The following is a 12168-nucleotide window of genomic DNA, read 5'->3' on the forward strand; positions in this document are numbered from 1 at the left end:
CAGGTCTCAGCAGACCTGGCCGTTTTGCTTTAGGCTTGAGGCTTCACTTCAAGATTCTGCAAGGAGATGTAGTCATGGCACTGGAATCAACCGCCAAACAACTGAATTTGAAAGACCCGTCCTTATTACGCAACCAGGCCTACATCAATGGCGAGTGGGTCACAGGCACAGCCAGTTTTGAAGTGAATAATCCTTCCACGCTGGCAATACTGGGTACAGTCCCTAATCTGGACGCCAGCCATACCGAGGCGGCCATCAAGGCCGCGCAAGTGGCCTTCCCGCTCTGGGCCGCAAAAACCGGCAAAGAACGCGCGACGCTCATGCGCAAATGGTTTGACCTTATGATAGAGAATGCCGACGATCTGGCCGCCATCATGACGGCAGAGCAGGGCAAGCCGCTGGCAGAAGCCAAGGGTGAAGTCATCTACGGTGCCAGTTTCATAGAATGGTTTGCTGAAGAAGCCAAACGCGTGTCTGGCGATGTCATGGCCTCAACCTGGAGCGACAAGCGCATGGTGGTCTTGAAGCAACCTATTGGCGTCTGCGCCTCGATCACACCATGGAACTTTCCTATCGCCATGATCACGCGCAAGGTGGCGCCTGCGGTAGCCGCTGGTTGCTCTATCGTTATCAAACCTGCCGAGCAGACGCCTTTGTCTGCCCTGGCCATGGCAGAGCTGGCGCACAGGGCGGGCATACCGGCAGGTATCATCAATATCGTCACGGCTGACTCTGAGCAATCCATCGCTGTCGGCAAGGTCTTGTGCGACAGCCCGGTTGTACGGCACTTGTCTTTCACGGGTTCAACGCCGGTGGGCCGTATCCTCATGCGGCAATCTGCCCAGACAGTCAAAAAGCTGGCGCTGGAACTGGGCGGCCATGCTCCGTTCATCGTGTTTGAAGATGCTGACCTGGATGCTGCGGTGGAAGGGGCCTTGCAGTCGAAATTCCGCAACTCAGGCCAGACCTGTGTCTGTACCAACCGTTTTTATGCGCACGAATCGATTTACGATGCCTTTGTTGAAAAACTCTCAGCCGGTGCTAAAAAGATCAAGGTGGGCGATGGTTTTGCCACTGGTATCAACCAGGGGCCGATGATCGATGCGCAGGCAGTCGCCAAGGTAGAAGAGCATGTGGCCGATGCCCTCAAGCAAGGTGCAAGCTTACAGGCTGGCGGCAAATTGCTGGAAGCTGGCAAACTTTTTTATGAACCAACCGTGCTGTCGAATGTCACATCTGGCATGTTGATCATGAATGAAGAAACCTTTGGCCCGGTGGCCGCAGTCGTCAAGTTCAAGACTGAAGAAGAAGCCATTGCCGCAGCGAATAACACTGACTTTGGCCTGGCTTCGTATTTTTATTCTCGCGACATAGGCCGTGTCTGGCGGGTTGCTGAAAAACTGGAATATGGCATGGTGGGTATCAACACCGGCCTGATCTCAAATGAAGTAGCACCGTTTGGCGGCGTCAAACAATCCGGCCTGGGGCGTGAAGGCTCCAAATACGGCATGGATGAATACCTGGAAATGAAATACCTTTGCATGGGTGGCATCTGAACTTCAGCCTTGTAATCGCTGCAGGCTCTTAGCCCCCAATTTGTAGTCCCATGCCTGATAGCTGTCCTGGCTATCAGGCGCAACACTGAATTTGCCCATGTCCTCTGCAACCAAGATCAGTAATGCTGGCCTGGCGACCTTACTGGCTGCCCTGGCCATGCTTGGTCCGTTCTCGATTGATACTTATCTCCCTGCCTTCCCCAATATCCAGCAGACCCTGCATGCGAGTGCACTGGAAGTGCAGCAGACCCTGACAGCTTATATGCTGTCCTTTGCCGTCATGACCTTATGGCATGGCGCTTTGTCGGACGCATTTGGCAGGCGTAATGTGATTTTGGTGGCGCTGGCGGTGTTTGCCGTTGCCAGCTTTGGTTGTGCTTCTGTGCACAGCATTCATTACCTGTGGGGCTTCCGTATCCTGCAAGGCGTGTCTGCCGGGGCTGGCATGGTGGTGGGGCGTGCCATTATCCGTGACTTGTATGCTGGCGCACCGGCTGAACGTCTGTTGTCTTTGGTTACCATGATTTTCTCTATCGCGCCGGCGATTGCGCCCATATTGGGGGGCTGGATAGTCAGCTTTATTGGCTGGCGGGCAATTTTTCTGTTGTTGTTTGGCTATACAGTGGTTCTGTGGTGGGCTTGCTATAAGCGTTTGCCAGAATCCCTGCCTATGGATAAGCGCCAGCCCTTCAGTGCTGAATTTTTATGGGTCAGTTATAAAAAAGTATTTAAGTCACCGTTGTTTCACTTGAAGGCTGGCACTATTGCTTTTAATTTTGCCGGCCTGTTCCTGTATGTTTCCGCTGCCCCGGCTTTTGTCACTCAGCATTTGCATCTGGGGCCAGATCAGTTTGGCTGGCAATTTGTGCCTTCAGTCGGTGGTATCTTTTTAGGTGCCCTTGCCGCCAATCGCCTGGCGGGCAAAATGACAGTCTGGAAACAGGTCAGCATAGGCTTTTGCTTTTTGATAGGCGCATCCTTGTTCAATGTCATCTTTCATTATTTTTCTCCACCTATTCTCCTGTGGTCGGTGACTCCACTGTTTTTCTATACCTTTGGTATGTCACTGGTGGCTCCTGGGGCGACTCTGCTGGTACTGGACTTGTTCCCGAATATACGTGGCATCGTTGCTTCCTGCCAGTCGGCCACGGTAACACTATTGGGTGCAGTGATTGCCGGTATTGTTGCGCCAGCTCTTGATCATTCTGTTCTGACGCTGGCATTAGGTCAATTTGCGTGTGCCGGCATAGGTGCCATCATGTGGTTCACGGGCCGGGCTTATTGGCGTGCCATGACAGCGCAACAACAAAATGCCTGGGAAACTATTGACTGATTGATTTGCGAATAGTCAAACAAAATTTAGATACTTTTTAAGAAGTAAATAAATTTTGAGTCAGTTACTTGAAATGCATTTTGCTGCCCCTATATAATTGATGCTTTGCAACAATGGTACAAAATCAAGCGTGTCAGCAGCTTTTCTGGATTTTGTGTACTATTCGTTCCGCATATGCAAATAAGATATCCATCGTGTCTTTATTTTGCGAACTTAATTAAAGTGTAGCTTTCTAAACACATTGAATTCATCAAGTTGTCACTTTTCACAGGTATCGTGCCGCTTGTCATTGGATCTCTTGCTGATTCAAGGCTGTAAAACACCTGTGCTTCTGTTTTTACCGTACTTGATGATGTTGGTAAAAACTTAACATTCATTTTTGGATACATGATAATGAAAAAATCAATCTTCGCACTCGCTCTGATGAGTGCTTTCTCTGGCGCGGCTTTCGCACAATCTACAGTGACTATCTACGGTGTTGTAGACGTTGGCTTCCAAAGCCTGGACAACGGTACTCCAGCTGGTCGCTTCAACAAGATCCAAAGTGGTCAAGAAGCAGGTTCCCGTATCGGCTTCAAAGGCGTTGAAGATCTGGGCGGCGGTTTGAAAGCAAACTTCGTTCTGGAGCAAGGCGTTCAGGTTGATACAGGCGAATCCGATCAAGGCCGTACTTTTGGTCGTCGTTCTACAGTTGGTCTGTCTGGCGATTTCGGTGCAGTTGATTTTGGCCGTGATAAGTCTCCAACTCTGAAATACTTCGACAACTTCGATCCGTTCGGTTCCGCTCTGATCAACAATGGTAATGGCGTTCGCGCACTGTACTTCGTTGGTGGCTCTGCAACTGTTGCTGGCGTTAATGCTAACTCCACAGGCCGCGTAAGCAATTCCGTTTTCTACTACACACCAGGTAACCTGAGTGGTTTCTCTGCTGCTGCACAATACGGTTTCGGCGAAGCTGCTGGTGATAACTCTGCAGGCCGTTCCCTGGGCTTGACCCTGGGTTACAAAGTTGACGCTCTGGAAGTTGGCTTCAACTACCTGAAAGACAATGCACAAGACGCAAAACTGTTCACAAACGCCAAAAAAGGTGTTTCTGTTGCAGCTTCTTACGATTTCGGCGTTGCCAAGCCAGTATTCATCTATCAAAAAACGACAGACGACCTGACTCTGGAAAAGAAAGCATACACTCTGGCAGTGACAGTTCCAGTTGCCGCAAACAGCAAAGTATTTGCTGGTTTTACACAATTGAAAAATGACACACCTGTTAGCGTAGGCAAAGTTGTTGGCGATGCAAAACAATTCGCTATTGCTTACAACTACAACCTGTCCAAGCGCACTGACTTGTACGCTGCATTTGCACGTTTGACACAAGATTCAACTTCCAAAGAGTTGGCAGCTGTGAACGGCGCAACTGTAAAAGAATTGACTGCTGGCGTACGTCACCAGTTCTAATTCGACAGAAGGGCTAGTCCCTTCCTGACGATGTATAAAAGAGTGCCCTTTATGGGCACTCTTTTTTTATCTGCAGTACCTGCCGCAGTCTGAGCTACGTTGTAATTCAGGGTGCAGGCGAACGCTGACAGTCGCTTTGTATGGGGTCTGAAGGGATATTCCTGTCAGACACGGCTGGGTTTGTTACAATGCCTATATATCTTTTCCGGGCTTCATCATGAAAATCACGAAAAAATCCGCAGTATTACTGACGTTTATGCTGGCTTCTACTGCAGGACAGGCCGTTTTCGCACAAGCTCCTTCCAAGGCCGATGTGCCACCTCCACCGAAGATGGAGAAACTGGAAGAAGTCCCTGATCCCAAAGGTGTATCAGTGAGTAAGCCAGAACCCAGGACCAAAGTGACGGAAAAGCGCGTCATTGGCGGCAAGGGGACTGAAGTACAGGTCAAGTCTGGCAAAAGCAATTACACAGTCAAGACAGATACCGATGTAGGTAATGCCCCAAAAGGCACGGTACAGGGCGATGCCAACCGTGCAGCCCAATGGACCATCCTTGAATTCGGTGGCAAAAAAGAAGTGAAAGAGGGAAATCCTCCTGATGTACTGGCTCCTGCACCAGCTAAATCAGCCGCTTCCGCCAGTGCTGCAGCATCGAAGTAAGCATTTAAGTAAGCATTCACTTAGCCCTCATTTTTAATCGACATGGCAGTTTTTACACCGGTAAGTCTGGAAGACCTTGGCCCCTGGATGCAGCAATTCCCTTTGGGTAAGGCTTTAAGTATCAAGGGCATCGCCTCAGGCATAGAAAACAGTAATTTCTTTATCAATACAGAGGCAGGTGAGTTTGTATTGACGATATTTGAAAACCTGAGTTTTGAGCAACTGCCTTTCTATCTGAAACTCATGCGTCACCTGGCGGATCATGGTGTACTGGTGCCCGCACCTATTGCCAATGATCAGGGTGAGTTAGTAGTTGCTTTGCATGGCAAGCCTGCTGCCATTGTCAGCAAGCTTGAAGGCAGTTCACAAATGGAGCCACAGGCAGTGCATTGTGCAGAAGTCGGCGCGATGCTGGCACGCATGCATATTGCAGGTAAGGATTTCAGCATACAGCAACCTAATTTGCGTTCGCTGGACTGGTGGCATGAGACCACACCCAAGGTTTTGCCTTTCCTGTCAGATGAGTTGCAGCACTTGTTGCGTGCCGAAGTCCATTTCCAGGATGCTTTTGACAGTACGCCAATTTACCGCGCCTTGCCGCGTGGCCCTGTGCATGCCGACCTGTTTCGCAATAATGTGATGTTCGACGGCGAGCGCCTGACCGGTTTCTTTGATTTTTATTTCGCCGGTTGTGATACCTGGATTTTTGATGTGGCCGTAACCGTCAATGACTGGTGTATTGACGTCGCCACTGGCGTGCTGGATGAGGCGCGCGTGCTGGCCTTGCTGAAAGCTTACCATGCAGTACGCCCTTTCACCAAAGAAGAGGGCATTGCCTGGCAACCCATGTTGCGTGCAGCGGCTTTGCGTTTCTGGTTGTCGCGCCTGTATGATTTTTACCAGCCCAGGGATGCAGAGATGCTGACCCCGCATGATCCTACGCATTTTGAGCGCATTTTGCGCCTGCGTGAATCGGGTCGTGTGCCAGCATTGCCTGTCAATACATGAAAACAGTAGATGCAAGGTCAGGCTGGACCTGGGTGGCCCGGGGTTTTGCGCTATTCCGTCAACGGCCCGCAGAGTTGATCAGCTTGTTTTTCTTATGGATGATGCTGACTCAATTGCTGAAGTTCATTCCTGTCGCAGGGCAATTCCTGAGCCTGTTTTTGTTCCCGGTATTTTCAGTCGGGCTTATGCAAGCCTGTTTGCTGGTAGAAAACGAGCAGAGAATAACGCCCAGCTTGCTTTTTATCGGTTTTAAATCTCAGCACAGGATGGCTTTGCTGGGGTCAGGTGTCTTCCGTATATTGGCCATATTTGTAACGGGCTTACTGTCTGATGCACTGGCTGACGGAGATATCGAGGCCTTCGTAAAAATTATGCAAACGGCCGGACCTATGGATGCGAACGCGCTGCAGCAAGCTTTTCCTTTCAAGGGTATTTTCTTTTCGGTCCTGTTTTATATTCCATTTGCGATGGCATTTTGGTACAGCGTTCCGTTGATGGTATGGCAGCGAATGTCGCTGATGAAATCCATGTTCTATAGTTTCTTTGCCGTGCTGCATTCCTGGAAAGCCTTCATTGTCTATGTCCTTGCCTTGTATGGTGTGATGATACTGGTCAGCCCGTTTGCACTTATTTTTGCAGGAATAGATATTTATGTTGCAGCACTTATGCTTGCAGCATTGTCATTTCTTATTTTTGTTATCGCTTATTGCTCTTCTTATCCGACTTACACAGATGTTTTTGGTAAGCCGGATGCAGGAGATCAGCCTGCTACCTGATGTTCTGAGGGTAGATCCAGGTCTTCGATGATCTCATAGCTATGCGTCATTTCTGCTGTCTTTTCCAGCATGATTGATGCAGAGCAGTATTTTTCATGTGACAGCTTGATAGCGCGTTCAACCAGGTTGGCTTTCAACTGACGGCCACGCACGACGAAGTGAAAATTGATCTTGGTGAATACCTTGGGCTCGGTTTCCGCACGTTCGGCTGTCAGCTTGACGTCACAGCCACGGATATCCTGCTTGCCCTTGCGCAAAATCAGCACCACATCATAAGCCGAGCAGCCACCTGTGCCCAGCAATACCATTTCCATAGGGCGGGGCGCAAGATTACGGCCGCCGCCATCAGGTGCGCCATCCATTAATACAGCATGACCGGAACCGGTTTCTGCCAGAAAAGACATGCCGGACGACCCTGTCCAGCGTACTGTTGCTTCCATTCTTTGCTCCCCTCCGTTGAAATAGAAAATACCGTGCTCAGATTGTAGCCTATTGCTCAAAATCGTGAACTTTTGCGCAAAAAACTGTAAATTACCTTGCACTGCACAATTTCTTGTCCTATTATTGACTCATCGGTTAGTTAGTGGCAAGTCTGTCAACTAACCTTGCAATTGTCTCCTCCACCTACTCCTTTGGTGGATTCAACCCGAAGCCAGTCTTCGGGTTTTTTTTTGCCCTATTTCTGCAAAATTTCCACATAGTGCCTGCAAAGACTGCACAAAAATTAAACAGTTCTTGCACTAAGTCTTTGAAAATACTATAATTTCCGACTCCCTGATCGCCCAAGGGAGAAGTGATAAGGACGAGTCTGCTGAAATGAATGGCAGAACCACCAAAAACACAGCATATTTGAGGGCGTTTTTAACTTTTATTAGGATTCAACATGAAAACCTTTTCCGCTAAGGGCCATGAGGTTCAGCGCGACTGGTTCGTGATTGACGCGACAGATAAAGTACTCGGACGTGTTGCCAGCGAAGTGGCACTCCGTTTACGCGGCAAACATAAACCAGAATTTACACCACACGTAGACACAGGCGATTTTATCGTTGTTGTTAACGCAGGCAAACTGCGCGTGACTGGTACTAAAGCTCTGAACAAAACATACTACCGTCACACTGGTTATCCAGGCGGTATCTATGAAACAAATTTCCAGAAAATGCAAGAGCGTTTTCCAGGTCGTGCACTCGAGAAAGCTGTTAAAGGCATGTTGCCTAAAGGCCCACTCGGCTATGCAATGATCAAGAAGCTGAAAGTCTATGCAGATGCAACACATCCGCATGCAGCTCAGCAACCACAAGTACTCGACATCTAAGGATTAGCCATGATCGGTAATTACAACTACGGAACTGGCCGTCGCAAGAGCGCAGTTGCTCGCGTATTCCTGAAATCCGGCAGCGGCAAGATCGTTGTCAACGGCAAACCGGCTAACGAGTATTTCTCTCGTGAAACTGGCCTGATGGTCATCCGTCAACCTCTGGAACTGACTAATAATCTCGAAACATTCGACATTATGGTTAACGTTCACGGTGGCGGCGAATCCGGCCAATCCGGTGCTGTTCGTCACGGTATCACTCGCGCCCTGATCGACTACGATGCAACTTTGAAATCTGAATTGTCCAAAGCTGGCTTCGTTACTCGTGATGCTCGCGAAGTTGAACGTAAAAAAGTTGGTCTGCGCAAAGCACGTCGCGCAAAACAATTCTCCAAGCGTTAATTTTTTATCGCTGGAAGCAATTACTACAATTGCTGCAATTGTTACAAGAGAAAGCCGCCTGCAAGGGCGGCTTTTTTGCTTTGAAGCATGTAACGAGTTTTTTCAGTCTCGACGGCATGGACTCTTATGCTGCTAGAATAGCGTCAAAATTTCTTGCAAGGAAAGCATATGATTAAAATTGGCATCGTAGGTGGCACGGGATATACCGGGGTAGAATTATTGCGCATATTGGCCACCCATCCTGAAGCGCAAATCACGGCAATCACTTCCCGCAAGGAAGATGGCTTGCCGGTTTCTGAAATGTATCCTTCCCTGCGTGGCCGCGTGGATATCGCTTTTTCTGCGCCAGATAAAGCCAACCTCAAGGAATGTGACGTCGTCTTCTTCGCCACCCCGCATGGCGTCGCCATGGCACAGGCACCTGAATTGCTGGCCGCTGGCGTCAAGGTCATCGACCTGGCAGCAGATTTCCGCATGAAGAATGTGGCCGAGTTTGAAAAATGGTACGGCATTCCGCACACTTGTACCGATGTGCTGGAAGAAGCTGTTTATGGCTTGCCAGAGCTGAACCGGGCCGCGATCAAGACCGCCAGGGTAGTTGGTAATCCTGGTTGCTACCCAACCACCATGCAACTGGGTTTTGCACCGCTGCTGAAGGCAGGCATCATTGATGCCGGTAACCTCATCGCTGACTGCAAATCCGGCGTCTCCGGCGCAGGCCGCAAGGCTGAGCTTGGTCTCTTGTTCTCTGAGACCAGTGACACCTTCAAAGCCTATGGCGTATCCGGCCACAGGCATACCCCTGAGACCATAGAACAATTGCAGCGCATCAGCAAAGAGCAGATCGGCCTGCTGTTCACGCCGCACCTGGTGCCTATGATACGCGGCATGCATTCCACTCTGTATGCGCGCCTGACTACAGAAATCAGCAACGAAGACTTGCAGGCCCTGTTTGAAAATGCCTACAAGGATGAAGTCTTTGTTGATGTCCTGCCATTCGGCTCGCATCCTGAGACACGTTCCACCCGCGCTTCCAACATGTTGCGCTTGGCTTTGCACAGACCAAACAATGGCAATACCGTCGTCATACTGGTCGTGCAGGATAACCTGGTCAAAGGTGCATCCGGCCAGGCGGTACAGTGTATGAATCTGATGTTTGGCCTGGCCGAAAATACCGGCCTGATGCACGTACCAGTGCTGCCGTAATCACGCAGCCATGGCAAAGTCACGTCTGACTCCCAAGCGCTTCCTGGCGCCAAAAATGACGATTACGCATGAAAAGCCATGGACATTTAAAGTGGCCATGGCTGGCATCGTCATTGGCATTGCTGCCGGCGTTGCCTGGTGGACTTATGACCTCGGCAAGAGCTTTGCCTTTGGTTCCAGGATCAGTGCTGACCAGGTCGAAGAACTCAAAGAAAAAATCAAGGAATTGACTGCCGAACGTGACAAGCTGTCACTGGCAGCCAATACCATAGAGAGCACTGTCAATATTGACAAATCTACCCAGAAGCAATTGACCGACCAGGTCAAGGCACTGACGACAGAAAACCTCAAGCTCAAGGATGACCTGGCTTTTTTTGAAAGCCTGACGCCCTCAGCCGTAGGCGCAGAAGGGATTTCCCTGCAAAATTTCAAGGTGGAAATGCTAAGCCCTGGCCAGTTGCGCTACAGGGCGCTGGTCATGCAAGGTGGCAAGACGGGGCGGGATTTCACTGGGGAAATGCAATTTAGCTTGAACTTGGTACAAGTTGGTAAACCTGCTACGATGCTGTTTCCCGATCCTAAATCGGGCGATGCCGGGAAGTTGAAGTTATCATTCCGGCATTATCAAAGGCTGGAAGGTACGATCACCTTGCCAGAGGGAGCTACGGTTAAAGCTGTACAGGCCAAGGTGTTAGCAAATGGCCAGACCCGGGCTCAGCAAATGGTCAATTTATAGCGGTCAATTTATAAACCACGCAAAGAAACTGCTGCAATTGCTAAAAATAGCATTTCTCATCTGCTGCGGGTTCTGGCTTATTTCCTCAAAAGGGAGCAAGAATGTTTAACCGAAAAACAAAAAACACCATAGATAGCTTGATCGGTGCAACCACGGTCATACAAGGTGATTTGCATTTCAAGGGCGGTTTGCGCATTGATGGTCATATTCGCGGCAATGTTGTCGCTGATCTCGAAGCATCCAGCATGCTGGTGATCTCTGAGCAGGCAAAAATTGATGGTGAAGTCCGTGCAGCCCATATCGTTGTCAATGGCGTCATCAATGGCCCGGTATTTTCGTCAGAATTGCTTGAATTACAGCCAAAAGCACAAATATTTGGCGACGTACACTATAAAACACTGGAAATGCTGAGTGGTGCCGTGGTTTCTGGCAAGCTCAGCCATGACCAGGCGCAAGAACCTGTCCTGAAACTCGCAGCGAGCAATGCATAGATTTCAGTGCGGGTCTATAATGATGGTAAATAGTCTGAAGGAGTAATTATGAACGCTGTTGCCGAAATGCCCGCACCCATTGTTTTCACTGAAAGCGCCGCTGCCAAAGTAGCCCAGCTGATTGAAGAAGAGGGTAATCCTGACCTGAAACTGCGCGTCTTTGTACAAGGCGGCGGTTGCTCAGGCTTCCAGTATGGTTTCACATTTGATGAAATCACCAATGAAGATGATACGACCATGACCAAGAATGGCGTCCATTTGCTGATCGATTCCATGAGCTACCAGTACCTGGTTGGCGCAGAAATCGATTACAAGGACGACCTCGAAGGCGCACAGTTTGTTATCAAGAACCCAAATGCAACAACCACTTGTGGTTGCGGCTCTTCGTTCTCAGCATAATCCTTGTTGATTTGCCTGAAAAAGGACGCTTAGGCGTCCTTTTTGCTTTTTTTCATGCCAATTTGTTACATTTTACTGACTCTGGATAAATTGAATACAGGATGATTTCCTGTAAGATTCCGCCCTTTAAGCTTTTGGCAATCTAAAGAGGTGGTTCAACATGAAAAATAAACTGGCATTTGCCCTGATCTCCCTTTCACTCGCGATAGCAGTACCAGCGCACGCTGCTCAAGGAGAGCTAGGCAAAGCAGAGCACCGCCAGTATCTTGCCATGCTCAAGGCAATTAATGACAATGATGCCCCTGCCGTAGAGAAACTCATCAAGAACAAGATCAGGCTGGACTTGCAGGAAGACAGCCGGGCGGCACCCACCTTCATGACTCAGGCTGCATTGAAGGGTAACAACGACATTATCCTGGCCTTGCTCAAGGCAGGCGCCAGCATAGAATCTACCAATGGTGACGGACATACCCCCTTATTCTGTGCCGTGATGGCGGATAAGCTGGAAACAGTGCAACTGCTGATCAGTAAAAAAGCTGATGTGAATGCCACCGCACCTAACGGGGATACACCTTTGTCCACTGCAAAAGATGCAGCAAAAGCCAACAAGAAAATGATAGAAGTTCCGGTGAGAGCCGGAGCTAAATAAGTAAGCCTTCCAAGTGATTCTTATTATCGACTTGGCAGGCAATATCTCGCCCTGCGAAGCAGCCTGTCTGACAGACTGTTGCATACTGCACTTCCGCAAGGAATAATGAAAAGTATTTGCGGCAATTTCTCAGAACAATTCATCACAAGAGCATTAAAGCTGATTACACTCCTTGAATAAACAGGAG

At 49.3% G+C, this 12168-nt stretch carries 14 protein-coding genes; 13 read left to right on the forward strand and 1 reads right to left on the reverse strand.

Translation table 11 applies throughout. From position 1 onward, the window contains the following. Positions 1-74: 74 nt before the first annotated feature. The 6 genes from UNDKW_RS04470 (at position 75) to UNDKW_RS04495 (ending at position 6786) form a co-directional block, all read left to right on the forward strand. On the forward strand, positions 75-1556 hold the full coding sequence (locus UNDKW_RS04470) for an NAD-dependent succinate-semialdehyde dehydrogenase (RefSeq protein WP_162057744.1): 1482 nt from the start codon (positions 75-77) through the stop codon (positions 1554-1556). 97 nt (positions 1557-1653) lie between these two features. Continuing rightward, positions 1654-2889: a multidrug effflux MFS transporter gene (locus tag UNDKW_RS04475; RefSeq protein WP_162057745.1), complete on the forward strand. Its 1236-nt coding sequence runs from the start codon at positions 1654-1656 to the stop codon at positions 2887-2889. Positions 2890-3282: 393 nt separating this feature from the next. Further along, positions 3283-4341 (forward strand): porin, encoded by a 1059-nt coding sequence (locus tag UNDKW_RS04480; protein WP_162057746.1) that lies wholly within the window; start codon positions 3283-3285, stop codon positions 4339-4341. A 217-nt stretch (positions 4342-4558) separates the two neighbouring features. Continuing rightward, positions 4559-5002: a hypothetical protein gene (locus UNDKW_RS04485; RefSeq protein WP_197893093.1), complete on the forward strand. Its 444-nt coding sequence runs from the start codon at positions 4559-4561 to the stop codon at positions 5000-5002. A 42-nt stretch (positions 5003-5044) separates the two neighbouring features. Next, positions 5045-6010 carry a homoserine kinase gene (locus tag UNDKW_RS04490; protein ID WP_162057747.1) on the forward strand — a complete coding sequence of 322 codons (966 nt, stop codon included), beginning with the start codon at positions 5045-5047 and terminating at the stop codon, positions 6008-6010. Further along, a complete protein-coding gene (locus UNDKW_RS04495; RefSeq protein WP_162057748.1) occupies positions 6007-6786 on the forward strand; it encodes a BPSS1780 family membrane protein in 780 nt (259 codons plus the stop codon). Before UNDKW_RS04490 ends, UNDKW_RS04495 begins: the two co-directional genes overlap by 4 nt. Here UNDKW_RS04495 and UNDKW_RS04500 read toward each other — a convergent pair. Then, the gene (locus UNDKW_RS04500; protein ID WP_162057749.1) at positions 6771-7226 is read right to left on the reverse strand and encodes an OsmC family protein; all 456 of its coding nucleotides are present in this window, start codon (positions 7224-7226) and stop codon (positions 6771-6773) included. The two genes, UNDKW_RS04495 and UNDKW_RS04500, sit on opposite strands and share 16 nt — an antisense overlap. Before the next feature lie 443 nt (positions 7227-7669). On the opposite strand from UNDKW_RS04500, the gene rplM reads away from it, so the two are divergent. The 7 genes from rplM to UNDKW_RS04535 all read left to right on the forward strand — a co-directional run bounded on the left by rplM (position 7670) and on the right by UNDKW_RS04535 (position 11981). Further along, entirely contained in the window at positions 7670-8098 is a 429-nt protein-coding gene (rplM, locus tag UNDKW_RS04505; protein ID WP_110255178.1) for a 50S ribosomal protein L13, read from the forward strand. 9 nt (positions 8099-8107) lie between these two features. Next, the gene (rpsI, locus tag UNDKW_RS04510; RefSeq protein WP_162039944.1) at positions 8108-8500 is read left to right on the forward strand and encodes a 30S ribosomal protein S9; all 393 of its coding nucleotides are present in this window, start codon (positions 8108-8110) and stop codon (positions 8498-8500) included. Positions 8501-8668: 168 nt separating this feature from the next. Continuing rightward, complete coding sequence (gene argC / locus UNDKW_RS04515) at positions 8669-9706, forward strand: N-acetyl-gamma-glutamyl-phosphate reductase (RefSeq protein WP_162057750.1); 1038 nt, start codon at positions 8669-8671, stop codon at positions 9704-9706. A 10-nt stretch (positions 9707-9716) separates the two neighbouring features. Then, the gene (locus UNDKW_RS04520) at positions 9717-10442 is read left to right on the forward strand and encodes a DUF6776 family protein (protein ID WP_162039946.1); all 726 of its coding nucleotides are present in this window, start codon (positions 9717-9719) and stop codon (positions 10440-10442) included. Between the two features lie 101 nt (positions 10443-10543). Beyond that, positions 10544-10933 carry a polymer-forming cytoskeletal protein gene (locus tag UNDKW_RS04525; RefSeq protein ID WP_162057751.1) on the forward strand — a complete coding sequence of 130 codons (390 nt, stop codon included), beginning with the start codon at positions 10544-10546 and terminating at the stop codon, positions 10931-10933. A gap of 48 nt (positions 10934-10981) precedes the next feature. Next, on the forward strand, positions 10982-11332 hold the full coding sequence (gene erpA, locus UNDKW_RS04530) for an iron-sulfur cluster insertion protein ErpA (RefSeq protein ID WP_110255173.1): 351 nt from the start codon (positions 10982-10984) through the stop codon (positions 11330-11332). A 160-nt stretch (positions 11333-11492) separates the two neighbouring features. After that, positions 11493-11981 (forward strand): ankyrin repeat domain-containing protein, encoded by a 489-nt coding sequence (locus tag UNDKW_RS04535; RefSeq protein ID WP_162057752.1) that lies wholly within the window; start codon positions 11493-11495, stop codon positions 11979-11981. Positions 11982-12168: the final 187 nt, after the last annotated feature.

The sequence above is a fragment of the Undibacterium sp. KW1 genome (genome assembly GCF_009937955.1).
In the GTDB taxonomy this organism is placed as follows: Bacteria; Pseudomonadota; Gammaproteobacteria; order Burkholderiales; family Burkholderiaceae_D; genus Undibacterium.